25 protein-coding genes are annotated in these 26,187 nt (G+C 67.4%); 9 read left to right on the top strand and 16 right to left on the bottom strand.

Annotated elements, in window-relative coordinates; all coding sequences use genetic code 11:
- Nucleotides 1-6: 6 nt before the first annotated feature.
- The 7 genes from ABQJ54_RS03430 to cycA all read right to left on the bottom strand — a co-directional run bounded on the left by ABQJ54_RS03430 (nt 7) and on the right by cycA (nt 8,139).
- Complete coding sequence (locus tag ABQJ54_RS03430) at nt 7-2,127, bottom strand: AsmA family protein (protein ID WP_367852863.1); 2,121 nt, start codon at nt 2,125-2,127, stop codon at nt 7-9.
- 122 nt (nt 2,128-2,249) lie between these two features.
- Entirely contained in the window at nt 2,250-3,038 is a 789-nt protein-coding gene (locus ABQJ54_RS03425) for a siderophore-interacting protein (protein WP_367852862.1), read from the bottom strand.
- A 79-nt stretch (nt 3,039-3,117) separates the two neighbouring features.
- Nucleotides 3,118-3,765 carry a PadR family transcriptional regulator gene (locus tag ABQJ54_RS03420; RefSeq protein WP_367852861.1) on the bottom strand — a complete coding sequence of 216 codons (648 nt, stop codon included), beginning with the start codon at nt 3,763-3,765 and terminating at the stop codon, nt 3,118-3,120.
- 155 nt (nt 3,766-3,920) lie between these two features.
- On the bottom strand, nt 3,921-4,493 hold the full coding sequence (locus ABQJ54_RS03415; RefSeq protein ID WP_367852860.1) for a class I SAM-dependent methyltransferase: 573 nt from the start codon (nt 4,491-4,493) through the stop codon (nt 3,921-3,923).
- Between the two features lie 256 nt (nt 4,494-4,749).
- Nucleotides 4,750-5,682, bottom strand: coding sequence for a peptidylprolyl isomerase (locus ABQJ54_RS03410; RefSeq protein ID WP_367852859.1), 933 nt, complete (start codon nt 5,680-5,682; stop codon nt 4,750-4,752).
- Between the two features lie 63 nt (nt 5,683-5,745).
- Entirely contained in the window at nt 5,746-6,672 is a 927-nt protein-coding gene (locus ABQJ54_RS03405; RefSeq protein WP_367852858.1) for a 2OG-Fe(II) oxygenase, read from the bottom strand.
- Nucleotides 6,673-6,744: 72 nt separating this feature from the next.
- Nucleotides 6,745-8,139: a D-serine/D-alanine/glycine transporter gene (gene cycA, locus ABQJ54_RS03400; RefSeq protein ID WP_367852857.1), complete on the bottom strand. Its 1,395-nt coding sequence runs from the start codon at nt 8,137-8,139 to the stop codon at nt 6,745-6,747.
- Between the two features lie 147 nt (nt 8,140-8,286).
- On the opposite strand from cycA, the gene ABQJ54_RS03395 reads away from it, so the two are divergent.
- The 3 genes from ABQJ54_RS03395 to ABQJ54_RS03385 are packed head-to-tail and all read left to right on the top strand — an operon-like array spanning nt 8,287 to nt 10,043.
- Nucleotides 8,287-8,649, top strand: a complete 363-nt coding sequence (locus ABQJ54_RS03395) for a PadR family transcriptional regulator (RefSeq protein ID WP_367852856.1) — start codon at nt 8,287-8,289, stop codon at nt 8,647-8,649.
- A complete protein-coding gene (locus ABQJ54_RS03390; RefSeq protein WP_367852855.1) occupies nt 8,649-9,599 on the top strand; it encodes a sensor domain-containing protein in 951 nt (316 codons plus the stop codon). Before ABQJ54_RS03395 ends, ABQJ54_RS03390 begins: the two co-directional genes overlap by 1 nt.
- Before the next feature lie 3 nt (nt 9,600-9,602).
- Entirely contained in the window at nt 9,603-10,043 is a 441-nt protein-coding gene (locus ABQJ54_RS03385) for a DUF1579 domain-containing protein (protein ID WP_367852854.1), read from the top strand.
- A 78-nt stretch (nt 10,044-10,121) separates the two neighbouring features.
- Here ABQJ54_RS03385 and ABQJ54_RS03380 read toward each other — a convergent pair whose 3' ends face one another.
- Nucleotides 10,122-11,024, bottom strand: coding sequence for a LysR family transcriptional regulator (locus tag ABQJ54_RS03380; RefSeq protein ID WP_367852853.1), 903 nt, complete (start codon nt 11,022-11,024; stop codon nt 10,122-10,124).
- 148 nt (nt 11,025-11,172) lie between these two features.
- Between ABQJ54_RS03380 and ABQJ54_RS03375 the strand changes: the two genes are divergently transcribed.
- From ABQJ54_RS03375 to ABQJ54_RS03355, 5 genes are all read left to right on the top strand, one after another.
- Entirely contained in the window at nt 11,173-12,603 is a 1,431-nt protein-coding gene (locus ABQJ54_RS03375) for an aldehyde dehydrogenase family protein (protein ID WP_367852852.1), read from the top strand.
- Nucleotides 12,604-12,833: 230 nt separating this feature from the next.
- Nucleotides 12,834-14,636 (top strand): amidohydrolase, encoded by a 1,803-nt coding sequence (locus ABQJ54_RS03370; protein ID WP_367852851.1) that lies wholly within the window; start codon nt 12,834-12,836, stop codon nt 14,634-14,636.
- A gap of 214 nt (nt 14,637-14,850) precedes the next feature.
- Nucleotides 14,851-15,021 carry a hypothetical protein gene (locus ABQJ54_RS03365; protein ID WP_367852850.1) on the top strand — a complete coding sequence of 57 codons (171 nt, stop codon included), beginning with the start codon at nt 14,851-14,853 and terminating at the stop codon, nt 15,019-15,021.
- A 409-nt stretch (nt 15,022-15,430) separates the two neighbouring features.
- Nucleotides 15,431-15,976, top strand: coding sequence for a helix-turn-helix domain-containing protein (locus tag ABQJ54_RS03360; protein WP_367852849.1), 546 nt, complete (start codon nt 15,431-15,433; stop codon nt 15,974-15,976).
- A 2-nt stretch (nt 15,977-15,978) separates the two neighbouring features.
- Nucleotides 15,979-16,359 (top strand): hypothetical protein, encoded by a 381-nt coding sequence (locus tag ABQJ54_RS03355; RefSeq protein WP_367852848.1) that lies wholly within the window; start codon nt 15,979-15,981, stop codon nt 16,357-16,359.
- 147 nt (nt 16,360-16,506) lie between these two features.
- Here ABQJ54_RS03355 and ABQJ54_RS03350 read toward each other — a convergent pair whose 3' ends face one another.
- The 6 genes from ABQJ54_RS03350 to ABQJ54_RS03325 all read right to left on the bottom strand — a co-directional run bounded on the left by ABQJ54_RS03350 (nt 16,507) and on the right by ABQJ54_RS03325 (nt 22,542).
- Entirely contained in the window at nt 16,507-17,157 is a 651-nt protein-coding gene (locus ABQJ54_RS03350; protein WP_367852847.1) for a DUF6348 family protein, read from the bottom strand.
- A 109-nt stretch (nt 17,158-17,266) separates the two neighbouring features.
- Nucleotides 17,267-17,791, bottom strand: a complete 525-nt coding sequence (locus ABQJ54_RS03345; RefSeq protein ID WP_367852846.1) for a M48 metallopeptidase family protein — start codon at nt 17,789-17,791, stop codon at nt 17,267-17,269.
- Nucleotides 17,792-17,857: 66 nt separating this feature from the next.
- Nucleotides 17,858-19,444, bottom strand: coding sequence for a DUF1800 domain-containing protein (locus ABQJ54_RS03340; protein WP_437343310.1), 1,587 nt, complete (start codon nt 19,442-19,444; stop codon nt 17,858-17,860).
- On the bottom strand, nt 19,435-19,647 hold the full coding sequence (locus ABQJ54_RS03335; RefSeq protein WP_367852845.1) for a hypothetical protein: 213 nt from the start codon (nt 19,645-19,647) through the stop codon (nt 19,435-19,437). The genes ABQJ54_RS03340 and ABQJ54_RS03335 overlap by 10 nt, the downstream gene beginning before the upstream one ends.
- Before the next feature lie 96 nt (nt 19,648-19,743).
- Nucleotides 19,744-20,943 carry a DUF1501 domain-containing protein gene (locus tag ABQJ54_RS03330; protein ID WP_367852844.1) on the bottom strand — a complete coding sequence of 400 codons (1,200 nt, stop codon included), beginning with the start codon at nt 20,941-20,943 and terminating at the stop codon, nt 19,744-19,746.
- Nucleotides 20,944-20,952: 9 nt separating this feature from the next.
- On the bottom strand, nt 20,953-22,542 hold the full coding sequence (locus tag ABQJ54_RS03325) for a DUF1800 domain-containing protein (RefSeq protein ID WP_367852843.1): 1,590 nt from the start codon (nt 22,540-22,542) through the stop codon (nt 20,953-20,955).
- 166 nt (nt 22,543-22,708) lie between these two features.
- On the opposite strand from ABQJ54_RS03325, the gene ABQJ54_RS03320 reads away from it, so the two are divergent.
- Nucleotides 22,709-23,317 carry a class I SAM-dependent DNA methyltransferase gene (locus ABQJ54_RS03320; RefSeq protein WP_367852842.1) on the top strand — a complete coding sequence of 203 codons (609 nt, stop codon included), beginning with the start codon at nt 22,709-22,711 and terminating at the stop codon, nt 23,315-23,317.
- Here the strand turns inward: ABQJ54_RS03320 and ABQJ54_RS03315 are convergent, their stop codons facing one another.
- Both ABQJ54_RS03315 and ABQJ54_RS03310 read right to left on the bottom strand, forming a co-directional pair.
- Nucleotides 23,318-24,664: a carbohydrate porin gene (locus tag ABQJ54_RS03315; protein WP_367852841.1), complete on the bottom strand. Its 1,347-nt coding sequence runs from the start codon at nt 24,662-24,664 to the stop codon at nt 23,318-23,320.
- Nucleotides 24,661-26,157 carry an efflux transporter outer membrane subunit gene (locus tag ABQJ54_RS03310; protein WP_367852840.1) on the bottom strand — a complete coding sequence of 499 codons (1,497 nt, stop codon included), beginning with the start codon at nt 26,155-26,157 and terminating at the stop codon, nt 24,661-24,663. Before ABQJ54_RS03310 ends, ABQJ54_RS03315 begins: the two co-directional genes overlap by 4 nt.
- Nucleotides 26,158-26,187 lie beyond the last annotated feature (30 nt).

The raw sequence follows: 26,187 nt of genomic DNA, 5'->3' as shown, positions 1-26,187 counted from the left end.
AAAGACTCAACGCCGGGCCGGCGTGCGCATCTGCTGCAGGATCGTGGTGCAGGTATTGGCGTTGCCGGTGTCGTGGCTGGGGACGACCAGCGCCAGCAGCGCGGCCGCCGGTGCGGCAAACACGCCCAGCGCCACCGCGCCGGCGCCGCGCGCCAGCAGCGGGCCGGTGTGCACGCCCACGTCGGGTTGCTTGAACGTGCCGCGCACGTACAGCGGCGAGCGCAGCGACAGCACGCGGAAGCCCTTGGTGTGGGGCGTCACATCCAGGTCCATCTTCTCGTCGGCGAAGTTCACCGTGCCCTTGACGTCGATCAGCGCGTCCTGCGTGTCGAACACGAACAGCCGCGTGCGGAACAGGCCGTCCTGCGCCACGAGGTCGCTGGCGGCGCAGTCGATCTTCACCGTCTTGTCGCCGAACAGCTTGCCGAGCACGATGTTGCCCACGTTGAGGCCGGCCATTTCCAGCAGGTTGCGGCTGATCGCGCCGTTGTCCATCAGCAGCTTCAACTGGCCGCTGGCCGTGCCGAGCAGGGTGGCGACGGAATTGCCGCGCGCATCCAGCGCGGCGTCGCCGTTGATCTCGCCGAGGCTGGTGCGCATCGCCGCGAAGCTCTGCGACAGCTGTTCGATGCGCAGGCGGCGCACGCCCAGCTTCAGCGTGCCGCGCATCGATGCGGCACTGCCGTCGAGGCGCAGCATGCCGTTTACCTGGCCGCCGGCCACGCCGAAGTGCAGCGGGTCCAGCGTGAGCACGCCGTCATCCATCACGAGGTGCGTGGACAGCGACTGGATCGGCAGCGACGGGCCGTGTTCGATGCGCCCGGCGGAGAAAGTCACGTCGGCATCCATCGCCTTCCAGCGGTCGGTGCGGAAGGCTTGCGTGGGCAGCACGCGATCCGATGCGGCGGGTGGCGGCGCGGTGGTGCTGGAACCGCCGCCGCCGACCAGCGGCGCGAGATCGGCGAAGCGCAATTGCGTGGCCTGCACCTTGCCACTAAGCCTGGGGCGTGCGCCGCCGGTGACGTAGTCGACGTCGCCGGCGAGGTCGCTGCCGCCCACGTGTGCGCGAAAGCCGTGATAGCCGAAACGGCTGCCGTTGCGTCCCAGCGTGGCGGTAAGGCGGCCGCGGGTGGCATAGGGTGGTGTGTCGGGCAGGGTCACGCCGAGGATGGGGTAGAGCTTCTCCATGCTGGAGCCGGCGAGCCACAGGTGCAGGTTCAGTGCGCCTAGGTGCAAGGGATCGGTGAGCGTGCCGGCCAGGGCGATGTGGGTATCGCCGATGCGCAGCTTCGCCTGCAGCGGGAACGGCTGGTCGGACTGCTGCAAGGCCAGTACGGCACCGATCCTGCCGCTGCCATCCAGTGGCGCGCCCTGGTAGCTGCCCTTCGCGGTCCAGGCGAACTGGTAGCTGGATTTTCGCGTGGCTGCGTCTTCGGACTGGCTTTGCTCGTCGTCCTTGCCCATCGTCCTGCCGGCATCGCGCCCGGCGCTGCTGATCGCCTGTGTGCGCGCATCCGCCGTCGCCTGCGCCATGATCTGGTCGTAGGGAATCGCCTGCTGCAGCGGCTCGATGTGTGCGGCTATCTTCACGCGGCCGACGGCGTCGTCGAGTGCGATCTGGCCGGCATCGAAGCCGATGGCGCCGAGATCCACCGTCCATGCGGAAGGCGTGTTGCCCTGTGGCAGATTGAACGTCCAGTTGGCGCGGCCCCGTGCGTCGCGCTCCAGATCCACGCTGGGATTCACCAGTTGCAGGGTGGGGATGCGCACGCGGTGCTGCAGCAGATCCAGCGGCGAGAGGCTGAAGCGCAACGCATCGAGATGCGCGAATTGCGGCTGCTTCGCCCACGCCGGGTTCGCCACGGAAATGTCCTGCGCCACGATGTGCGGCCATGGCACCCATGCGCGCCAGCCCCGCGATTGCGGCTCGCGCATCCACTGCACGCCGAGGTCGCCGTTGATCGCGAACGGACGGCCGATCGCCGTGCTGGCCTGCGCGTTGATGGTCGGCTTCAGCTTGTTCCAGTTGAACAGGGACAGCGTGATCACCAGCGCCGAAGCCAGCACGATGGCGAGCGTCACGGGCACGCCGATGATCCATGCCAGCAGCTTGTGCCTGCGCCTCATGCGCGTCTCCTGTGATCGGGCCAGTGATGGCGATGTGCCATGGCATAACCGATGGCATGGCAAGGTTTCGTGGTCGCGAAGCCTCGCCGCTCACCGCGCGTTCACTTGCGGCGTCAGGTGGATCAGTCGTCGCCGTCTGTGCCGGCCTTCCAGTAGCCGCTGGCCTTGATCCAGTCCTTCGGCACGCCGTGCTGGTCCAGCCACTGGCGCATGGCGCGGGCGCGGCCCGATTCGGCGGCGATCCAGTAGAAGCTGTCGCCTTCGACGGCGGGCAGCTGGTGCAGGGCGCGTTCCAGGCGGGCGCTGTCCGCGGCCGGTTCGCCGTTGCGTTCGAACCAGCGGATGTCGGCATCGGCGCGCGAATGCAGCGGCTGGCGATCGGCGGTTTCGGGGACCTCGATCAATGCGGTGACGCGTGTATCGGCGGGCATCTCTTCCAGCCAGCGGCCGATCGCGGGCAGGGCGGTTTCGTCGCCCACCAGCACATAGCGGTCGAAGTCGCCAGCCACCACGAACGAGCCGCGCGGGCCGCCGGCGCCGAGACGCTGGCCGGGTGCCGCCTGCGCAGCCCACTCGGAGGCGGGGCCGTCGCCGTGCAGCACGAAATCGACGACCAGCTCGCCGCGCGCGGCATCGTGGCGGCGCGGGGTGTAATCGCGCATCGGCGACGGCTCGCGGCCGGTCGGGAACTCCGGGCCGTTCGCGCCCAGCGCGGGCAGCACCAGTTCGCCCTTGCGATCGGGGAAGAACAGCTTCACGTGGTCGTCGGGTGCTGCGCTGTGGAAACCGCGCAATGCGGGGCCGCCGAGCGTCACCCGACGCATGTGCGGGGTGAGGCGCTCGACGCGCAGCACGTCGAGCGTGCGCAGCACGACCTCGTGGCGCAGGCGCTGGTGGGCATGAGGGGCCATCGTGGTTACCTCGTGGGGAGCGGGCGCTGGCGATGGCTGGCGCGTTGGGGAACCGCCGCGAAGCGGCGGCTTGAGCGGTTCAGTCGTGCGGCTGGCCGGTGGCGACCTCGCTGGCGGCGCGCTGCAGGATCGCGGCCACGCGTTCCGCCTCGGCCTTGTCCCAGCTCGTGCGCATCAGCAACGCATGCTTCAGCGCGTGCATGGCCTTGCGCACCGCCATCGGCGCGGCCATCTTCGCCGCCATGCGCGCGCTGTGCTCGGTGCGCGAGGTCGCGGCGTCCACCGCGGCGCGGTTCTCGTGGAGGAAGGTGCGGCCCGCATCGGTGATCGCGTACAGCTTGCGGTTGCCCGCTTCGCTTTCCACGCGGGCGTAACCCATGTCCTCCAGCATGGCGAGCGTGGGGTAGATCGCGCCGGGGCTGGGCGTGTACTGGCCGTGGAACATCTCCTCGATGGTGCGGATCAGCTCGTAGCCGTGGCGCGGCTGCTGCTCGATCAGCCCCAGCAGCAGCAGCTTGAGGTCGCCGTGGCCGAACATGCGGCCGCCGCCGCGTCGGCTGCCGCCGCGCAGTCCATCCCAGCCGCCGAAGGCGTCGCCGCCGTGATGCTCGCCGAACGGGCCGTGGCGGCCAGCGTAAAAGCCGTGCTCACCTTCGTCCATGACGAAGCCATGGCAGCCGTGGTGACGGTGTTGGGCGAAGCGGTGGAACAGGTGGTGCATGCGCATGACACACTCCGATATATCGAATTGGTGAATTCAAGATATATCGAAAGTATGTCGTTAGCAAGAGCGGGTAATGCCTCGCTCTTGTAGGAGCGCACCCTGTGCGCGAAAGCTTTTGCTCCGATCAGAGCCAGAGCCATCGCGCACAGGGTGCGCTCCTACGGGCGGCGGATGCGCCAGACCCAGGCCGGCGGCAGGTTGAGCCAGGCGCCGCCGATGCGTTCGGCCTCCAGCCCCAGGCGCTGCCGCAGTGCACGCGGTACCGGACAGCGCAGGCCGTAGGTGAACTGGTAGAGCGCGCCACCTTGTTGCAGCTGGCGCTCGAACACGCCTTCGATGATGGCCGCGACCTTGTCGGCCGGGATCGACAGCAGGGGCAGGCCGCTGATCACCGCACTGGCGCGTTCGTCGCCGAACAGTGACGACGACCGCCCCAGCCTGGCCGCATCCATGCGCAGCACGCGTGCATGCCGGTAGCGCTGCGCCAGCGTGCTGGCCAGCACCGGATCGGTTTCCACCAGCACCAGCCGGTGTCCCGGCAGGCCGCGCTCCAGCAGGGCCCGGGTGAACACGCCGGTGCCCGGACCGAGTTCGATCACCGGACCGTGCGCATGATCGACATGGGCAGTCATCAGTCGTGCCAACGCGGGACCGGACGGTGCCAGCGCGCCTACGCTGCGCGGATCGCGCAGCCAGGCTCGCAACAGGTGCATCGTATCGTTCAAAGACATGGGTGACGGACCGGTCGACGCATGGAAACCACCATAACCGGAACGGCCAGGCCGGATGTTCGGATACGGTTACGCCGCGGTGTCCGTCGTCACACACAAGGCGCCACCGGTTTGCTGCCATCGCGCACCGGAATGCCGGCGTCACTTTCGCGGGAATGCAGGGGAGCCCCGTGTCTTGCGAAAACGCGGAGCGCCCACTCCCCCAATGGAGGCAAGCAGATGAGAGATCGTGAGCGGCCTCTTACATTGGTTCTTGTTACAGCGGCTTCCCATCCACCCGCACCGGCGCGTGGATATCGCAGATGCCCAGCTTGCCCACCGGTGTGGGATAGAACGCGTTGTGGCCATGGCGCGCGGCATCGATCAGCGCGACGAAGGTGGGACTGCCGGTGCGCAGCACCTGGATCCGTTCGCGTTGTGCAGGAGGCAGGTCGGCGGCCAGTTTCACCGACGCGAGGGGCGTGCGTTCGCCGGCCTTTTCGTAGAAGCCCATGGGCCCGCTGCCGCGCGGCAGCGCCGACAGATACTGCATGCCCTGCAGCACGCGGCCGGCCACCGCCAGGTTGTGGTCCAGCCGGCGTGGCGCCTGGCCGATGACCGCGTACAGCGCGCTGCCGTTGCCGCTGTCGGGCGGCACGTCGCGCGCCACGCCGACCATGCCGTAGCACTGCACCAGCCATTCCTTGCCATGAGCCGGGTCGCGCGCCACCGGGAAGCCTCCGGAGAAGCCGACCTGCGGTGCATAGATGTCGCCGTCGGGCAGCGGCGTCCACGCCTGCTTCGGATCGATCGGGCGAGTGAATTCCGGCGGCAGGGTAGCCTTGGCCTTGCCCAGCGGATGCATCTTCGCCTTGTCGCCGCCGTCGTCGCCGTTCGGGTCGTCCCACTGGGTCACGAAGTTGTCCTGCACGCGCACGATGCCGAGGCCGTCGAAGTAGCCTTGGCGTACCAGGGTGCGGATGTTCCGCGCATGCAGCGGGGTGAAGTCCGGCGCCAGCTCGATCACCACGCGGCCGGCGGGCAGTTGCATGTAGAGCAGGTTGGCCGGGTCGGGCGTGCGCCATTCGGAAGGCTTCGAGGCCGCCAGCAGTTCCTGTGTGGTGGGCGTGGGCTTGTCCTGCGCGGCGAAGGCCGATGCCGCGGCGAGACCGAGCGCCATCGCGACGGCGGCGGCAAGATGATGGCGCATGGTGGTCTCCCCGGATTGTTGGCGTCGCGGCACGTTAGCAGGAGCTGCCGGGTCGTGCCCGTGCTACTTGCGGAAGCGCACGAAGGCGCGTTTGGCCAGGTACAGAAGATGCCCGGTGAAGCCGGCATCCTGGGCCTGGCGCAGCGCGGTGTTCTCGGCGTAGAGCAGGCGGATGTGCCCGTCGCGCTGTTCGATCAGCTGCCTGATCTCGGCCACGTCGCTGCGCGTCAGCGCATGTCCTTCGTCCAGGTGCGCCGGCAGCTGGCGGTTCACGTAATAGGTGGTGTGGCGCGGTGCCGTCTCCGCGGCGGGGCGATCCTTCGTGTAGAAGTACAACGCGACGGAACGGCGCGTGAGTCCGGCGTGCTCCGGCGGCAGCCCGATCCGGTCGAAGGCGTGCCAGGAGCGCTCCGAGGTCTCGAAGATCACGCAACGGTTGAACGCAGGCGCCACCGAACGCGCGGGTCGCGCGTCGGCGTGCGGGTCGCGGAACAGTTCCAGGCAACCGCCCCACCGTGCATCCCATTCCGGGTTGAGGTAGACGATGAGGTTGAGCCGCCGGTGCCAGCGTTCGCTGGGGTGGTAGTTGAAGTCCACATGCGGGTCCAGGCTCATCCCGTTGCGGTTCTCGTGGGTGCCGCCGCCGAGATACCACGGGTCGTAGATCAGACCGTCGATGCCGGTGAGCCGGCCCACCGCCGCCAGGAATCCGGGGCTCTGGATCGCGTCGTCGAGCTGCTGCCAGACCGGGCCGAGCTGGCGGATCTTCGCCAGCGTGGACTTGCCGCCCGGCTTGCCGTCGTCGCCCACCGCATTGCCGCGCTCGAAGGCGGGGAAGTTGTCCAGCAGCGCCGCGGCGAAATCCGGTGCCAGGAAATCGTCGATCACCACGTGGGGGAACGGCGCTGCCGAGGTAAATTCGGCCCTGCAGTTGTCCGCGGACTCCAGTACGCGCGGATGGATGATCGAAACTCCCGACGAACCCTGCATGTGTCTTCCCGGCGACGAATGGCGCGCCATTCTACTTGGCTTGCAGGTGTGCGTCGGCAGCCGCGGATGGACTTACCCCCTTTCTGGGGCGTGGCTGCCGGGGCGCCGCTTCTTCCACGCGTAGCCGATCCCCAGCAGGACGAACCACACCGGGCTGGCCAGCAGGGCGGCGCGGGTGTCGGACTGCAGGCAGAGCAGCACCAGCACGAACACGAAGAACGCCAGGCACACCCAGCACATGAACACGCCGCCCGGCATCTTGTACGCCGAGTCGGCGTGCTGCTGCGGGCGCCTGCGGCGGTAGGCCATGTAGGCGCACAGGATCAGCGACCACACGAACATGAAGAGCACGGCGGACAGCGTGGTGACCAGGGTGAACGCGGTGACCAGGTTCGGCACGAGGTAGATCAGCGCCGCGCCCAGCAGCAGGCAGAAGCAGGAGAACAGCAGGCCCAGCGAAGGCACCGCCGCCTTCGACAGCCGCGCGAACGGCTTCGGCGCATGGTTCTCGCCGGCCAGGCCGTACAGCATGCGGCTGGTGGAGAAGATGCCGCTGTTGGCCGAGGAGGTGGCCGAGGTCAGCACCACGAAGTTGATCAGGCTGGCCGCCGCCGGTATGCCGGCCAGCACGAACAGCTCCACGAACGGGCTCTTGTCCGCCTCGACCAGCCGCCACGGCGTCACCGCCATGATCGCCGCCAGCGCCAGCACGTAGAAGATGATGATGCGCACCGGGATCGAGTTGATCGCCTTCGGCAGGTTGCGCCGCGGGTCGGCGGTTTCGGCGGCGGTGGTGCCGACCAGCTCGATGCCGACGAAGGCGAACACCGCGATCTGGAAGCCGGCGAAGAAACCCGACAGCCCGTGCGGGAAGAGGCCGCCGTCGTTCCACAGGTTGGCCAGCGAAGCCTTGTTCCCTGCCGGCGAGTGGAAGCCCCACGCCACCAGCGCGAAGCCGACCACCACCAGCGCGATGATCGCGACGATCTTGATCAGCGCGAACCAGAACTCCAGCTCGCCGAACATCTTCACTGTCGTCAGGTTCAGGCCGAGCAGCAGCAGCACGCACAGCAGCGCAGGAATCCACGGCGCCAGGTGCGGCAGCCAGAACTGCACGTAGGCGGCGATCGCGATCACCTCGGCGATCGCGGTGACGATCCAGCAGAACCAGTACGTCCAGCCGCAGAAGAAGCCGGCCCACGGCCCCAGCAGGTCGGTGGAGAAGTCGATGAACGACTTGTACTCCAGGTTCGACAGCAGCAGCTCGCCCATCGCGCGCATCACGAAGAACAGCATCACGCCGATGATCAGATACACCAGCAGGATCGACGGCCCGGCCAGGCTGATCGTCTTGCCCGAGCCCATGAACAGGCCGGTGCCGATCGCGCCACCGAGCGCGATCAGCTGCAGGTGGCGGTTGGAGAGGCTGCGCCTCAGGTGCTCCGGCTGTTGCGTGGATGCGGACATGCGGGCGCCATGGTCGGGAGTGAGCCGCAACCATAGAAGAAACGTCAGGTCGCCGCCAATGGCGCCGGACATGACTTCCGGCGCATGTACTAGTGTGAAGTAAACACTATGCTTCACTCCAAGCTATGAGGCAGTACGGGCAAGCGTATGGACGACATCGCCAGCCAACTGAAGAAATTCCAGAAGGAGCTGTCCACCGGCACCGTGTCGCTGGTGTTGCTGGCGGTGCTGGGGCAGTCGCGCCAGCCGCTCTACGGCTACCAGATCGCCAAGCGGCTGGAGCAGGCGGGCGAGGGCGTGCTGGCCGGCAAGCAGAGCGCGCTGTATCCGGTATTGCGCAACCTGGAGGGCGCGGGCCTGCTGGACAGCGAGGTGGAACCCTCGGTGAGCGGCCCGCCGCGCCGTTACTACCGCATCACGAAATTCGGCCGCGAGGTGTTGCGCGAGTGGACCGCCGCGTGGAACGCCAGTCGCGACAGCGTCGACAAGGTATTGCAGGGAGAACTGTGATGAATGCACCGTCCAGCAGCAGGCCGCCGCGCACGATCGCGGAGTATCTCGAACAATTGCGTGCCGCCTTGCGCGGCGCCGACCCCGCGCTGATCCAGGATGCGCTGTACGACGCCGAGGAACACCTGCGCGCCGAGCTGTACGAGCGTCCCGGCCGCGACGAGGCGGCGATGCTCGAGCACGTGGTGGAAAGCTACGGCGCCCCCGACGAGGTGGCCGAGATCTACCGCGACCAGGAGATCCGGATCCAGCGTGCGATCCGCCCGCCGCCGCCGCCGAAGCGGCGCTCGGCCGCCGGCCGCTTCTTCGGCGTGATCGCCGACCCGCGCGCCTGGGGCGCGCTGTTCTACCTGCTGTTCGGCCTGGTCACCGGCATCGCCTATTTCACCTGGGTGGTGGCTGGCCTCTCGATGTCGGCGGGCTTCTCGGTGCTCATCATCGGCCTTCCGTTCATCGTGCTGTTCTTCGGCAGCGTGCGCGGCTTGGCCCTGTTGGAAGGGCGCCTGGTGGAAACCATGCTGGGTGTGCGCATGCCGCGCCGGCCGCCGTATCCGCCGAAGCACATGTCGCTGTTCCAGCGCATCGGCGCGATGTTCACCGACCCGCGCAGCTGGAGCTCGATGTTGTACGCGCTGCTGCTGCTGCCGCTGGGCATCTTCTACTTCACGCTGATCGTGACCTGGCTCGCCGTCTCGCTGGCTTTCATCGCCGCGCCCGTCATAAAGCTGGTCGCCGTGTTTGGGCATTGGGATACCGGCACCTGCGTCGGCCTGTCGGACGGGTTCTGCGGCGGCATCGAGTGGCTGAGCGGCTGGGGCGGCGCGACCGTGCTGTGCGTACTGGGCCTGCTGCTGTTCTTCGCACTGCTGCACGTGGTGCGCGGTCTCGGTTACCTGCACGGCCAGCTCGCCAAGCATCTGCTGGTGCGTGGCGTCGAGCGGAGGGCGTAGGCGATGGAGAACGCTCTGACCTTGCTGGCCGGCGAGTGGGAGGGCGAGGAGATCATCGCCACCACGCGCTGGGGCGAAGGCGGCCCGGCCCGCGGGCATTTCTCCGCGCGACTGGATTTCGGCGGCCGCGCGCTGCTGCAGGATTACCGCGAGGAGCGCGACGGCCGTCCCGCCTTGCAGGCGCACGCCGTGTTCACCACCGGCCCCGGGCATGACGAGTACGTGCTGCACTGGTTCGACAGCTACGGTTTCGTACCCGCGCAACCGGCGCCGGGGTACTGGGACGGCGAGCGGCTGGTGTTCCTGCGCAGCTCGCCGCGCGGACAGACGCGGCACACGTATGTCTTCCACGACGGCGCCTGCGAACTGGCCCTGGAAAGCTCGTTCGACGGCGGTGTGCACTGGGAGCCGGTGATGCAGGGGCGGTATCGGCGCGTGGCGTAGCGGTCCACATCACGCCAACTGCGGCCGGTTTTCCCGAGATGCTTCCGGCGCCGCCTTGATGTGGTGCGGAAGCCTGCTTCAGCCCGTGGCAAGCCGCAACTCGCGAACCAGCCCGATCAGCGCACGCAGCCGCGCGGGCACGAAGCGCCGCCCCGGGTAGTAGAGGCGCAGGCCGTCGAACGGCGGGCACCACGGCCCCAGCACGGGCACCAGCGCGCCGGCTTTCAGTTCTTCCTCGATGAACCACTCGGAGATGAAGCCGATGCCCAGCCCGAGCAGTACCGCCTGCTTGATCGCGGCGAGTTCGTTGAGCGCCATGCGCACGGGCAGGTCCATCTGCAGCTTGTGGCCGCTCTTCTCCAGCTCCCACTGGTAGATGCCGCCGTGCGACATGTGCATGCCGATGCTCTGGTGGCTGAGCAGGTCGCGCGGGTGCTTCGGCGTGCCGTGGCGCTGCAGGTACCCGGGCGTCGCCACCACCAGCATGCGCAAGTCGCGGGTGAGCGGCACGGCGATCATGTCCTGCGGCACCGATTCGGCGAGGCGGATGCCGGCATCGAAGCCTTCCGCCACGATGTCGATCATGCGCGACTCGCTCACCAGGTCGATGTGCACCCCGGGATAGCGCTGCGCGTAGCGGCCGAACAGCGGTTCAAGCAGCAGCGATGCCACTCCCTGCGGCGCATTGATCCGCAGCGTGCCGCTGGGCGTGTCGGGCCCGCTGCCGGCCTCCTCGCCGGCACTGCGGATTTCGGCGAGCGCCGGGGCGATGCGCTCCACGTAGCGCTGCCCCGCATCGGTGAGCGCCACGCTGCGCGTCGAACGGTTGAACAGGCGCACCTTCAGGCGGGCTTCCAGCCCGGCCACCGCACTGCTCACCGCCGTGGTGGACATGCCCAGCTCCTGCGCCGCGCCACGGAAGCTGTGGCGGCGCGCGACGGCCAGGATCACCTCGAGCTCGGTCATTCCCGTGCGGCGCATGGATTGTCCTGATATACGGGATACGTCATTCGAAATAAAACGGCTTATCGGAACAATGATCCCTCCCTAGACTGTGTTGCGCAACGACCCGGCGGCCAATGCTTCGCGCGTTCCGCGGGCTACGGGTCACATCCCTGGAGGAATCGACATGCAACGCATCGAACACATCTACATCAACGGCGAATTCGTCGCGCCGCACGGCCAGGAATGGTTCGACTTGCACAACCCCAGCACCGAGCAAGTCATCGGCCAGGTCCGGCTGGGCGACGAGCAGGACGCGCAGCGCGCGATCGCGGCGGCCAAGGCGGCGTTCCCCGCATGGTCGCGCACCACGCGCGAGGAACGCATCGACGCGCTGCAGCGCATGCACAAGGCCATCGCCGCGCGCGCGGACGCGCTGATGGAAGCCATCGTCACCGAATACGGTGCGCCGGCGGCGCGTGGTCGCTGGATGGCGGCTTATCCCGCCGATGTCATCGCGCAGGCGATCGACGCGCTGCGATCCTTCGAATTCGAGGAACAGGCTGGCAGCGCGCGCGTGATCCTGACGCCGGTGGGCGTGGCCGGGCTGATCACACCGTGGAACAGTGATGCCGGTTTCATCTGCAACAAGCTGGCGACGGCGCTGGCGGCCGGTTGCACCGCCGTCATCAAGCCCAGCGAGATGAGCGCGATGCAGACGCAGATCGTGGCCGAGGCGCTGCACGAAGCAGCCCTGCCCAAGGGCGTCTGGAACATCGTCAATGGCCGTGGCGAGGTGGTGGGCGAAACCATCGCGCGCCATCCCGATGTCGCCAAGATCTCGTTCACCGGCTCGTCCGCGGTGGGCCGGCACCTGGTCGGCGCCGGCGCCGAGACGATGAAGCGCGTGACACTGGAGCTGGGCGGCAAGTCGCCCACCGTGGTGCTCGACGACGCGGATTTTGCCGCCATCATGCCGCTGGTGCTGCAGGCGGGATTCCTCAACAGTGGCCAGGCCTGCATCGCCGGTACGCGCATCCTGGTGCCGCGGCGGCGGCTCGCGGAGTTCGAACAGGTCGCACAGGCAGCCGTCGCGCAGGTCAAGTCCGGCGATCCGCGTGATGCCGATACCGACATCGGCCCGATGGTCAGCGCGAAGCAGTGGGAACGCGTGCAGGGCTACATCCGCTTCGGCATCGAGGAAGGGGCACGAGTGCTCGCCGGCGGCGAAGGCCGACCGGATGGCCTGCACGCCGGCTGGTTCGTGAAGCCGACGATCTTCACCGGTGCGAACAACCGCATGCGCATCGCACGCGAGGAAATCTTCGGACCCGTGCTCACGATCATTCCCTATGAGGACGAGGCCGATGCGATCGCCATCGCCAACGACACGCGCTACGGCTTGAGTGCCGTCGTGCTCGGCCAGGACATCGAACGCTGCGAGCGTGTGGCGCGCCGGCTCGACTCCGGCCGCGTGCTCGTCAACACGCTGGCCCACGAGCCGCGCGCGCCGTTCGGCGGCTTCAAGCACTCCGGGCTCGGCCGCGAGATGGGCCGCTGGGGCATGAGCGCGTACCTGGAGCCCAAGACCTTGCTGATGGCGGCTGTGCAGTCGTGACGCTGCTTTGTCGATCGGGCGATGGCGGCGTTGCCGGTCACGGCTGGGTGTAGCTGCGAAGCGGCGGAGTCGAGGCTTCTGGTGCGGGGCTTCGACTTCGCCCCTTTGATGCAGGGATCGTCCAGGCGGACTCGAAGGGCCCGGCAGCCACCATGACCCATGGCGGTTGACCCCGCCGGGCCCCCTTCCTACGCTCCCCGGGCGCGCCTGTGCGCTCATCGGGGAACACTATGCGTTTCCGTCGCTGCTGGCTTCCGGCTTTTCTCCTGGCGTCGCTGACGGCCACCGCCGCCGACGCGCCGATCCAGGGCTTTCCGCCCACGCTTGCTCCCGCCGACCTGGTGCTGCGCGACGCCAGCATCGCCACGCTCGATCCGCTGCAGCCGCATGCACAGGCGCTGGCGGTGAAGGACGGCAAGATCGCCGCGCTGGGCAGCGACGAGGCCATCGCACACTACATCGGCCCGCATACGAAGGTGCTGGACCTGCACGGCGCCTTTGTCACGCCCGGTTTCATCGAGGGCCACGGTCACCTGCTGGACACCGGCGACTCGCTGATGCAGCTCAACGTGGGCATGGCGCCGAACTGGGACGCCATCGTGGCGATGGTGAAGGCCGCAGTGGCCAAGGCCAAGCCGGGCGAATGGATCGTCGGCCAGGGCTGGCAGCAGAGCAAATGGGACAAGGTGCCGCAGCCCAACATCGACGGCCTGCCGCTGCCGGCCAGCCTGGACGCGGTCTCGCCGAACAACCCCGTGCTGCTCGCACATACCAGCGGCCACGCGATCTACGCCAATGCCATGGCGCTGAAGCTCGCCGGCATCGGCCACGACACGCCCGACCCCGTCGGCGGCAGCATCGTGCGCGATGCCCAGGGCAACGCCATCGGCGCCCTGCGCGACACTGCGGGTGACGCGGTGTATGCCGCCTACAACCGTTACCTCGCCAGCCTGCCGCCGCAGGAGCTGGCCGCGCGCAAGGAGCAGTCGCTGAAGCTCGCCATGCAGAACGAGGTGAGCAAGGGCATCACCGGCTTCGTCGACATGGGCGAGGACTTCAAGACCATCGACTGGCTCAAGCAGCAGGCCGGCAAGGGCTTCCCGCTGCGCCTGTACGTCAATGTCGGTGTGCTGGACGTCGCCAGCCTCGACAAGAACCTCGCCAAATACCGCACGATCGGTTTTGCCGACGACCACTTCACCGTGCGCGGCGTGGGCGAGGATGTGTCCGACGGCGCGCTGGGCACGCACAGCGCGTGGTTCCTCAAGCCGTACGACGACGCGCCGGGCGTCACCGGCAAGAACGTCACGCCGATGAGCACGCTCGCGCAAATCGCGCGCATCGCCGCGCGCGACGGTTTCCAGGTGTCGATCCACGCGATCGGTGACCGCGCCAACCGCGAAGTGCTCGACATGTATCAGCAGATCTTTGCCGAAGACCCGGCGGCACACGCGCTGCGCTGGCGCATCGAGCACGCGCAGCACCTCGCGCCTGCCGACATCCCGCGCTTCGCGCAGATGGGCGTGATCGCCTCGATGCAGTCCATCCACGCCTGCTCGGACGCGCCCTACGTGGTGCCGCACCTCGGCGAGCAGCGCGCGAAGGAGGGCGCCTACGTGTGGCACACGCTGATCGACAGCGGCGCGATGGTGCTGGACGGCAGCGACACGCCGGTGGAAGACACCAACCCCATCGCCGGCTTCTACTGTGCGGTGACCCGCGACAACGGCCGCGGCCAGCGCTTCTTCCCCGCCCAGGTCAAGACACGGATGCAGGCGCTGCGCTCCTACACCTGGAACAACGCCTACGCGCTGTTCGAGGACCATCAACTCGGCTCGCTAAGCCCCGGCAAACTCGCCGATCTGGTGGTGTTCTCAAGTAACTTGCTGACCATCCCCGACGACCAGATCCTGCGCACGCGGGTGCTGTACACCGTGGTGGGCGGCAAGGTGGTGTATCAGCGGAAGGGTGCCGAGGCGTGGCGCAGCGGGCAGTTGTTCAAGGCCATGCCGGAGTTCGCTCATGTGAATTGAGGGGGTAAGCGGTTTCCCACGGAGGCGCAGGTCGCGGCCACGGCGGCCTTCTTCTATACCCACGTGGTCACCAACCGATCGATTTAGTCGGCCGCTAAGCTCGCGGTCGAGCGGCTGCGCAAGGCCGGCGAGCAGGCCTTTACTGAACTGTGAGATGCAGTGCACACTCGGGGTGCCATACCGACCGGAGGTCGGTGGCCACAGGGGGAGTTAGATGGATCTCGGCACACCACTCACCACGGCTCAAGGCCAAATGAACGCGGTGCTGGCCGCTCAAGCAACCACGGACGCAGCCCCGGCCACGCCACCGCCCGCGCTCAACATCGGCAGCCATATCCTCGGCGACGTTACCATCGAGTACCAGACCACCCACGTTGGTCAGTAACCGTTCCAGGGAGGGAGCCACCATGCCCGATCAACTGTCGTCTCCCCACATCGGCTGCGCATGAGTGCCATGCGTCGAATCAAGCGCGCGCCGCCAGCTATCTGTCCAGCGCCTCTCGCGCAATGTGACGCATTTCGCTGGTTCTGCCGTGTGGATCGCGGGATCGATGTCATCGACGCCTGGCACCAATCACTCTCCATCAAGGCACAGGCCAAATTCGAGCGCGCCCGTGACCAGCTTAGTCAGCTGCCCTATACCCAATGGCACAAGCCGATGCCTGCCTCGTTCATCCAAAATCACATATATGTGATAAGGTTCGCAGACGAGGCTCGCAAGCAATGGCGACTATTCGGCCATGCCGACCAACCGCGGCACGGCTTTGTCCTCTCCGTCATAGCGACCGAAAAAGATGACACTTACGACCCAAGCGATGCCGGCCATCGCGCAGACTCTTTCCGCAAGCGTTGCGTCGTCGCTCCAGAGCAACATTCCTGCCATTGCTTCAAGCACGCTGGCTGACATAGCCCAATCCAAGGCCTTTGCCGCGCGCGCCGACTACCTGGCCGCCACGGCGCCGCTGGTGCAGGCGTGGGTCAGTTCAGTGGATCTATTGCGCGGCAAGACACGCTGGGTAGATCAAGCCTACCGCGAGGCCTACGCTGAGGCGGCGGTGGAGCAAGGCATTGCTTGGCAGGTGCGCATCAACCGAGAGCGCCGTGGCATGAGCCAAGCCGAACTGGCCAAGCGTATGGGCACCAAGCAATCAGCCATAAGCCGGCTGGAAGACCCCGACTACGGCGCACACTCACTCGCACAACTACAAAAAGTCGCGCGGGCCTTCGACTGTGCGCTCATCGTCAAGCTCGCGGCTTACTCTACCCTTGCCCTAGAAAGTCATCACCTATCCGAGGACGACCTGTTTGCCCCCGGCTACCAGCAAGAGTTGCAGGATTGATCATGGCCACCAAGCCCAAAAATACCGTCACGAGCCAGCCCACCGCGTCACGCAAGGTCGAATTGCAACCCACCGACATTACTCAGTCAATAGACAAACTGCAGGCTAGCGCTGCCAACATCTACGCCGATTCATTGCTACAGCTCTCCGTGGGCGGCTTTGTGTCCAAGGCCGTGGTGGGGTCTTTCAGCACCACTTCGGCCAGCGTGGCCAGTATCACCGTGCTTAACATGCCTACACGAGCCATGTTGGACATGGCCGTCAACATCCTCAATATGTTCGCCAGCCAGGGGTTGGAAGATCGCTTGGGGCAAGATCACCAAGCATTGTTTGCCGCTATCAAGCAAGTGCGCGCGGCTAAGAAACCCGCACAAACTCCATAATGCCTGCGGACCCTCTCATCTCTGGTATAGCGAGCGGATCGGTGACTTCGTGCCGTAGAGCGAGCCTCCCTGCCGACATCAAAACCAAAACAGGGCGTATTCACTTCTTGAAATGGTGCCGAGGTGGTAAAGCGAACGCCCCGCCCCTCAATAATCCCGCACATCAAGCACCACAAACCCATGCGCGCTGTAGTTGCCCTCCTGCGGCCACGCCAACGCGCTCACCGCCTCGCTGCTCGCCGCCCACGGCTCGTTGTCGAGCAGCACTTCGCAGCGCGCTTCACCATCGGCGGTACGGCGGTACACCAGGCGCAGCCAGTGCAGTTCGGGAGTCAAGGCCTCGCGCTGCAGCACGGACTCGATGGCCGCCGGCACCTGTTCCAGCACCTCCAGGTCGGTGATGTCCGCGCCGTGCAGCGTGTAAGGGCCGGTGAACACGTCCCAGGTGCGCACGCCGATCTCCCATGCTGTGTACGTCAGCTTGCGTTCGTCGGTAACGTACCAGCAGGCGGCGAGCAGCGGATGGAGCGCGCTCCGCTCGAATGCGCGCAGGGCGGCCATGCAGCCGTCCGTGCCGGTGCCGTGGCCGGCGAAGCTTTCCTCGATGCAGCGTTCCTCGCTCAGCACCACGTCGATGTCGAGGTGGCCCGGCGCGCCGGCCGCGCCTTCGTGCCACTGGGCGCGCACGGTCGGGAAATCGCCGTCGGTGGTCAGCCAGCCATCCTCGTCGACGTCGAGCTGCACGTCGTGCCTCTCGAACAGTCGCAACAGGTATTTCTGCAGTGCTGAGCTATCCATCGTCATTCCCATTCGCATTCGATTGGTTTGGGTGCCCGCGAGTTTCAACCTGAGAGCAGACCTGCAAGGCCGAAGGATGTGGCTGTCCTTCGACTTCGCTGCGCTACGCTCAGGATGAACGGTTGAGGGAGTGTCGGTTTGTCTCTGGCAACTCGCGCCAGGTCAGGTACAGGCGCAGGTCGAATTCCCGCTGGTGGTAATCCGGCAGCATGTGCTGGCACAACTGGTAGAACGCCTTGTTGTGCTCGGTTTCCTTCAGGTGCGCCAGCTCGTGCACCACGATCATCTGCAGGAACTCCGGCGCGGCGGCCTTGAACAGGCTTGCCACGCGGATCTCCTTTTTCGCCTTGAGCCGTGTGCCCTGCACGCGCGAGACTGCGGTGTGCAGGCCCAGCGCCCGTTGCACCACGTCGAGCTTGCTGTCGTACAGCACCTTGTCGATGCCCGGCGCGTTCTTCAGGTGTTGCTGTTTCAGTGCGGCCACATAGGCGTACAGCGCCTTGTCGCTCTGCACGTCATGGTGATTCGGGTAGCGCGTGGCCAGGTGTTCGCCGAGCCGCTGCTGCGCGATCAGCTGGTGCACCTTGTCCTGCAGGGCCGGCGGATACGCCTGGAGATATTTCAGCGGAGTCATCGGCGCATTCTCGCATTGCGCCGGCGCGTAAGTATCGGGTGAACGCAGTCGCGCCGATGCGAAGCCTCACCGGTAGTTGAGGTCCGGCGAAGCCAGCAGGAACGTATTCCATTCCTGCTGCGACTGCGCCTTGGCCAGCGCGCCGCGGGTGGGTTTGGAGAGATGCGGCTCGATGGCGTCGTAGTACAGCCGCGTGGTGAGCATCGGGAAACCGGCCTCGCGCGTAGTGCTTCCTAGTGGCGTGAACAGCTGGGTGTTGCCGTTGCCGATCGCGGCGGCGATGTCGAAGCGCATGGAAAGCTGGCCGGAGCCGGTCCAGCTCGCGCCGTCCAGCGGCCAGCCGTCGGGCGTGATGCGGCTGTACAGCGGTTCGCCCAGCTGGTCCAGCCAGTACACCAGCGGCAGGGCGTTCGCGATCGGCTTGCCGTCGTAGGCCAGGCGCACCGACGACACCACGAAGCGGGTGGGGTCCATGAACTGGCGGCCGCTCGTCAGCAGTTCGCGCGAATCGAACAGGGTGCGCAATACCGCGGCGATGTCGCCGTCCGTGCGCTGGAAGATCTGCGCCATGCGCGCCACCAGCACGGGCGGCGGATTGTCGGCCACGAAGTACTGCGCGAGCTGGCGGGAGATGAACTGCGCGCAGGCCGGCCGGTGCACGATGATGTCCACCGCCTCGCGCACCTCGGCATAGCCGCGGCCCCTGATGCGCTGGCCCAGGAAGACCTTGTCGCTGAAGTCGTGGCGGTACGGGTTGAACTCGAACAGGCCATGCTGCACCACCAGCGGCGCCATCTTTGCGTTGAAGCGTTGCGGCTTGCCGTCCACCCGCGCGATGCCGACGCCGGTAAGGATCAGCGCCAGCTGCTGCACGTCCTGCTGGGTGTAGCCCGAGCCCACGCCCAGCGTGTGCAGCTCCATCAGCTCGCGTGCGTAGTTCTCGTTGACATGGCCCTTGGCGTTCTGCGCGTTGTCCAGGTACTCCAGCATCGCCGGGCTTTCCAGCGTGGCCATCACCAGGTCGCGGAACTTGCCCAGCGCATGCGGGCGGATCACGCGCTGCTCGTAGTCGGCCAGCTCCCAGCGGATGCGTCCTTTGGGCGCGTACACGCTGAAGTGGTTGAGCCAGAACCACACCAGCTGCTCCTTGAGCTGGTTCGGCCCGTACACCGCCTGCAGCAACTCGGCTTGCCGCGCTTCCTGCATCAGCTGGTTGCCGTGCTGCTGCAGCGCCTTGTTGGCGGCGTCCTTGTCCGGCCCGGCGGGCATCGCCTTGAGCTGCTGCTGGGCGGTGTACAGCCCGGCAAGCAGCTGCGCCGGGGGCGTGCGGGTCGCCTCGAAGCCATGGATCAGCGTGGCGACCGGTGGCGGCAGCGAGCCATGCATGCGGTCGGCGAGTTGTGCATCCAGCAAACCTTCGCGCCCCAGCGCGCGGTAGCGCGCCACGTCGGCGCTGTCCACGCCGAAGCCATCGCGGCGCAGCCAGGTGAGGTCGTCGCGGGTGAGGCCGGCGCCCGTGGACGCCGTGCCGGAATGCGCGGGGGCATTCGCGCAGCCGGCAAGCGACAGCATCAGCAGCGCAAGCAGGGCGGCGCTCGCAGGGCGACAGATGTGTAACGGAAGCGGCAGGGAGACGAGGCGGGTCAGCTGCATGCGCCGTCAGCGCCGGGCGGGGGGCGCTTGCGGCCGAACACCGCAAATTCGCCGAGGAGTATCAGCAGCAAGCCGGCCAGCCACGCAGGCACTCGGAAGAACAGGAACACCACGAGCACGAACGACAGGTGGTTGGCATACAGGTCGGGACTGGGCGGCCCCGCAAGCGCCTGGTGGATGAACCATGCGCAATGGATCGCCATGCTGGCGGCCCAAAGGGCCACGGTGACTGTGTAGAGGCGTTGTGGCGTACGGAGAGATCGGGGCATCGGAAAACCCGGCATCCGGATCGCGCCAATCTACACCAGCTGCAAATCCCGCGGCTTCGCCTGTGGGAACACCGTCTGCAACTGACCGGCGTTCAAGCCCCACAGCCGCGCGAACAGGCCGCCAAGCACGTCGCGGTAGTCGTTGAGCACCTGGTAGTCGCGGTTCTGCAGCAGGTTCTGCTGGGCCACGGCGAGCTGTTCGCCGGCGACCCGGCCGCCGGCGACCTGGCCGCCCAGCACCCAGTGCACGGTGCCGTGGCCGTGGTCGGTGCCGTGGTCGCCGTTCTCGCGGAAGGTGCGGCCGAATTCGGAGAGCACCACCACGGTGGTGTCGTTCCAGGCACCGCCCAGCGCGTCGGCGTAGGCGGCCAGGCCTTCGCCGAGGTTCTTCAGGTTGTTGGCGAGGCCGCCCTTGGTGTTGCCCTGGTTGACGTGGGTATCCCAGCCGCCCACGTCGACGAAGCCGAGCCGGTACTGGTCGCGCATCAGGGTGGCGATGCGCTGCGTTTCCGCGGCGAAGTTGTGCGCGCTGGGCGCGCCGCGGCTGGCCGCCACCATCTCGTTGCGCAGGTCGGCGGATATGGTCTTGGGCAGGGCGAGGCCGTCGGCGGTGGCCTGGGCCAGCGACGTGCCCTTGTACATGCCGGACAGGATCGCCGCCTGCCGCTCGTTGAAATGCGCCCTGGGATCGCCCTTCAGCGAGATGTTGGGGATGTCATGCCCCGCACCCTGGAAGGAGAGCGGCAGGTTGTTGGTGAAGGCGATCGCCGGCGTGCCGGTCAGCAGGCCGGAGAGCCGAGCGAGGAAGCCGGAGCGGTAATTCGCCTCGTGACCCAGCGGCTCGCCGCGCTCGATGTGGTCCTGGGTCTCGAAGTGGCTGCGCGAGAGGTCGTTGGTGCCGGCGAACGGGATGAAGGCGAGTTGCTTCTTCTGCCACAGCGGATAGAGCGTATCGCGCACCACGGGATTGAGGCCCCAGTCCGCGTCCAGCGCCATCGCGCTGTCGGGGTTGTCCAGGTCGGGTTTGGCGATGGCGAGGGTGGGGCGCGATTCGTAATAGAAGTCGCTGCCGCAGGGCACCAGCAGGTTGTTGCAGTCATAGCCGCCGCGCAGGAACACCAGCAGGAAGCGCGGCGAGTTCGCGGGTGCGGCGAACAGGCGGCCGGAGAACGACAGCGTGGACGCGGCGGCTGCGCCGGCGGCGGCAAGCAGGAATTCGCGACGGTTCATGGTGGCACCTCAGCGATAGTTGAAGTCAGGCGAAGACAGCAGGAAGGTGTTCCATTCCATCGGCGATTTGGCCTGCACCAGCGCATTGCGGGTGGCGTCGGAGAGGCGTGGCGCGATGGCGTCGCGGTAGAGCGCGGAGCCCTGCAGGTCCGGTGCGCCGGGCGGCGGGTCATTCGCAACTTGCATGTCGCCGTCCGCGAACAGCCGGTTGCGCCCGCTGCCGATCACGCGGGCGAAGTCGAAGCGCTTGCTCATCTGGCCCGAGCCGGTCCAGCTTGCCGAATCCAGCGGCCAGCCGTCCGGTGTGATGCGGCCGTACAGCGGCTCGCCCATCTGGCGCAGCCAGTTCACCAGCGGTACGGCGTTGGGAATCGGCTGGCCATCGTAGGTCAGCCGCATCGCGGAGACCAGGAAGCGCATCGGATCCTTGAACTTGTGCCCACCCACGGCGGCGGCTTCCTTCGACAGCAGCATCGTGCGCAATACCGCCGCGATGTCGCCATCGGTGCGCTGGAAGGTGTGCGCCATCGCGTCCACGAGGGCGGGCCGGGGCTGGTCGGCTATGAAGTATTCGGCCAGCTGCTGCGAGACGAAGTGCGCACAGGCGGGCTGGCGCACGATCAGGTCCACCGCCTGCTCGATCTCCGCGTAGCCGCTGCCCTTGATGGTCTGGCCGAGGAAGTTCTTGTCGCCGAAGTCGTGCTGGTTCGGGTTGAACCGGAACAGGCCGTCGCGCACGAAGCCGGGGCGTCCGCCACCGAAGCGGTCGCCGCGCATCGCCAGCTTCGGCGGCAGCAGGCCGGCGCCGGTGAGCACGCGCATCAGCTGCTGCACGTCGGCCTGCGTGTAGCCCGAGCCCACGCCCAGCGTGTGCAGCTCCATCAGCTCGCGCGCGTAGTTCTCGTTGGTCTTGTCCTTGACGTTGTGCACGTTGTCGAGGAACACCAGCATGGCCGGGCTCTGCAACGTGGCCATCACCAGGTCCTTGAACTTGCCCAGCGCGCGCGGACGGATCACCTGCTCTTCGTAGTCGGCGGCGAACACGCGCACCGGGCCCTTGTCCGCGTACACGCTGAAGTGGTTGAGCCAGAACCACACCATCTGTTCCTTGAGCTGGTCGCCGCCGTAGACCGCATGCAGCAGCTCGGCCTGGGCGGCCTGCTGGTAGAGGTCGCGGCGGTACTGCTGGATCGCCTTTTTCGCCATGTCCTTGGCCGGCCCGGCAGGCGTGTCCTTGTACTGTTTCTGACGGCTGCGGAAATCCGCCAGCAGCTCGGGCAGCGGGGTGCTCACCACGGGAAAGGCGCGGATCTGCGCGGCCACCTGCGGCGGCAGCGCGTCGTCGCCGCCGGCCAGTTGCTCGTCGAGGAAGCGCGTGCGGCCGAGTTCGCGGTAGCGCGCCAGCGTGGCGCTGTCCAGGCCGAAACCGTCGCGGCGCAGCCAGGCGATGTCCGAAAGGCTCAGTCCGTCCACCTTCGCGGTGACGGTGGAGCTGGGCATGCGCGGCGGCATGGCCTGGCCGGCACAGGCCAGCGCCGGCAGGCACCCCAGCAGCAGGCCCAGCGCGACGCTGCGGCGACGTATCGGTGTGGCAGACATGCGTCCGTTCTCCGACGAAGGGGTCGAGGCTTCAACGCCGGAGGTGCCGGAGCGGATGACCGCGGCGTCGTGGCGCGCCGGGCGGATTCGCTGGCGATTCATCTTTCGCGGCCTCATGGCCATGGTGTTGCACCGGTTACCATGCGCATCCCGCCGGAGTGCCGCCATGCCCAAGACCTACGACCGCGCCTATTTCGACAAGTGGTACCGCAACCCCGCGCATGCGGTGGGCTCGCCGGCCGAGCTCAGGCGCAAGGTGGCGATGGTGGTGGCGCAGGCGGAGTACTACCTCGGCCGGCCGTTGCGCAACGTGCTGGACGTGGGCTGCGGCGAGGGCGCGTGGCGCGCGCCGCTGCGTGCGCTCAGGCCTGGCATCGATTATCGCGGGCTGGATGCCAGCGAGTACGTGGTGGCGCGCTACGGCCGCAGCCGCAACATCGGGCTGGCGCGCTTCGGCCAGCTCGAACACCTGCGCTTCGACACGCGCTTCGACCTGATCGTGTGTACCGACGTGCTGCATTACCTGAAGCCGGCGGAAATCCGCGCGGGCCTCGCCGGCATCGGCGAGATGCTGGAAGGCATCGCCTTCCTCGAAGTGTTCACCAGCCGCGACGACGTGGACGGCGACCGCCACGGTTTCGTGGCGCGCGCGCCTGCCTGGTACCTGCGCGAGTTCGGCAGGGTGGGGCTGCTGCCCTGTGGTTCGCACTGCTACCTCGGGCCGCGGCTGGAGCGGCACGTCGCCGCGCTGGAGCGGGCGCAATTGCCGGCCTAGCTAGAACTCCACATGCGCCCGCAACCCGGCAAACATCGCCGGTCCGCGGTCCCGGTTGTAGCCCGGGTTGCGGATCCACTGGAAATCCGGGCTGAGCGTGAGGTGGGCGAACGGCGCGTAGCTGTAGTACAGCTCGGCGATTTCCTCGTGCGCATAGTTCAGCGCGCCATCGCCCAGCACGAAACCGCTGCCACCCATTTCAAGGTATTCGCGGTGCAGGGGCGACAGTGCGTTGAGCGCGAAGCCCACGCCGATGTGATCGTCGCTGCGGCCCCAGTGCACGCCGGAGAGCTGGAAGCCGCCGTTGACCGTGCGGTCCACCTCAGTGAACACGAAGGATTCGGTGTGACCGTCGTTCCAGCCGGCGCGCATGAACAGGCCGGTGTCGCCGCCGTCGGCCAGCGGCAGTTCGCCGTTGATGACGAAGCCGAACTTGTGGCGGCCCGGGGTATCGGTGGCCTGCACGTCGGGCACTGCGCCGGTGGCCAGCGCCTGCGCGATGGCTTCGCTGTAGCTGCCCATGCGCGCGATGTTGCGGAAGGCGAGCAGGCGGAGGACCCAGCCGCCCGGTTGCGGATGAACGCTCAGTTGCACCTGCTCGCCGCGCGCGTCGGAGAGGTTGCTTTCCAGCCGCGGGCCGTTGGCCTGGTACGGCATGCGATAGACGCCGTAGCGCAGCGTCCAGGCCGGGTTGATCCAGGCCAGCATCAGGCCATCGGTGTAGCCGCGCGTGTCGGCGGCGAAGTCCCAGGGCGTGGCGTTGAACAGGTCCCAGTTCATGAACTGGGTACGCGTGCTGTCGGCGTAGCGGTTGGTGTCGAAGTCGTCGTTCACCGCCATCTTGCCGAGCTTCGCCACGAGGCGCCGCGTGGCTTGCGTGCCGGGCAGATGGTCCTGGCTGCGTTCCACGGTTTCGCTTGCGCCGCCCAGCGGCAGCGACCATTGCAGGTAGCGGCGCGCCACGTAGGCGTGGTTGCCCAGCCCGGCCACGCCCGCGCGGATCACGTCGCCGTTGGTGAGGCCGCCCAATCCGGTGGCGCCGCTGACGCCGGCGCCGCGGAACATCTCCACGTCGAAATAGAAGGCCAGGTGCCAGGGCAGCGCCACGCCGAAATAGGCGCCGAAGGTGTCCGAGCGTTTGGTGTCGCCTTGCGGGCGCAGGCTCAGCGGGCCGGAGTAGGGCGAGTGCACGCGATCCTGGCGCTGGTCGACGAAGGTGTATTGCGCACCCAGCCATTGCGGCACGAACAGCGGTGCGGAAGACGGCGCATCGTCGGCGCATGCGTTGCCTGCCAGCGCAAGGGCGCCGGCGAGCAGCAGGTACCGTATTCGTCGCGTGCGTGTCACTTGGCGCTTGTTTCCCTGTCGTGCTGGTTCTGCCACCAGCCGCCGCCCAAGGCCTGGAACAGTGCGGCGGTGTCGCTGTAGCGCGCGGCTTGTGCCTGCACCAGCATGATCTCGGTCTGCTGCCAGGCCTGCTCGGCCTGCAACACGGCGAGACGATTCACGTCGCCCAAGTCGAATTGGCGGCGATTGATGTCCAAGCTGCGCTGGGCAGCCTGCTCGGCGATCTGCGCGGCCCGCAACGCGTCGGCATCGGCCTTCAGGGCGTACAGCGTGTCGGCCACGTTCTGCAGCGCAGCGATCACCGTGCCGCGGTATTGCGCTTTCGCCGCATCCAGGGCGGCCTCGGCGGCGCGCTGCTGGTGCTTGAGGCTGCCGGCATCGAACAAGGGCTGGCTGACGTCGGCGGCGAGATTCCAGAACACCGTGCCGTCCTTGAACAGGTTTCCGATGTCCGTCGGCGCGCTGCCCGCGTTGGCGCTGAGCGTGAATTTCGGCAGGCGGTTGGCTTCGGCCACGCCTACCTGGGCGCTGGCCGCATGCAGCTGCGCCTCGGCGGCGCGCACGTCCGGGCGTTGCGCCACCAGTTGCGAGGGCAGGTTGAGCGGCAGCTGGCCGGGCAGGTGCAGGTCGGCGAGGTCGAAGGCCGGCACCTGCGCGTCGGCCGGTGCGACACCGAGCAGGGCGGCGAGCGCGTCGTTCTGCTGGTCGAGCTGCTTCTGCAGCGGCGGCAGCGTGGCCTGCGTCTGCGCCAGCGTGGCCTGTTGCGCGGCGACGTCCGCCAGCGCGAGCTGGCCCAGCCTGAGCTGGCGCTGGAACGAGTCCAGCGTTTCCTGCTGGCTGGCGATGATCTTCCGTGTGGCTTCGACCTGCGCACGCAGCCCGGCCTGCTGGATCGCCGCGACCGCCACGTTCGAGGTCAGGCTGAGCCTGGCCGCATCCAGTTCGAAGCGCTGCACGTCGGTCTGCGCGCGCAAGGCCTCCAGCTGGCGCCGGTTGCCGCCGAACAGGTCCGGCGCCCACGACACGCTGAGCTGCGCGGTGTGCAGGGTGTAGTAGTCGTAGCCCGAGGCGGCCGGGCTGGCCAGCGTGCCGGCGATGCGCTGGCGCGATACGTTGTAGTCGGCCGTCACGGTCGGGTACAGCGCACCCTTGCCGGCGGCTTCGGCCTCCTGCGCCTGCCGCAGCGCGGCCTGCGCGGCGACCAGTCCGGGGTTGGCCTTGAGCGATTGCTTGACGAGCGCATCGAGTTGCCGCGACTGGAACAGCGTCCACCACTGCGCGGGTACGTCCATGCCGGCGACGAGGTGCTGTGCATCTCCGTCCTGGCCAATGGTGGCCGGCATCGGTTGCACCGTGTAGCGGTTGTTCTTCGGCGCGTCGGGGCGATGGAAGTCGGGGCCGACCATGCAGCCGGCGAGCAGGGTCGCGCCGATCAGGGGCGCTCCGATCAGGGCCGGCAGCGTGCGGAACTTGCGTGGGATGAGTGTCTTCATGCGAACACCTGGTGGCGGCGCGCGCTGCAA

The sequence above is a fragment of the Rhodanobacter lycopersici genome, assembly GCF_040812335.1.
GTDB lineage: Bacteria > Pseudomonadota > Gammaproteobacteria > Xanthomonadales > Rhodanobacteraceae > Rhodanobacter_A > Rhodanobacter_A lycopersici.
The sequence above is the reverse complement of the archived record's forward strand: the minus strand, read 5'-3'. Positions and strand labels throughout refer to the sequence as shown.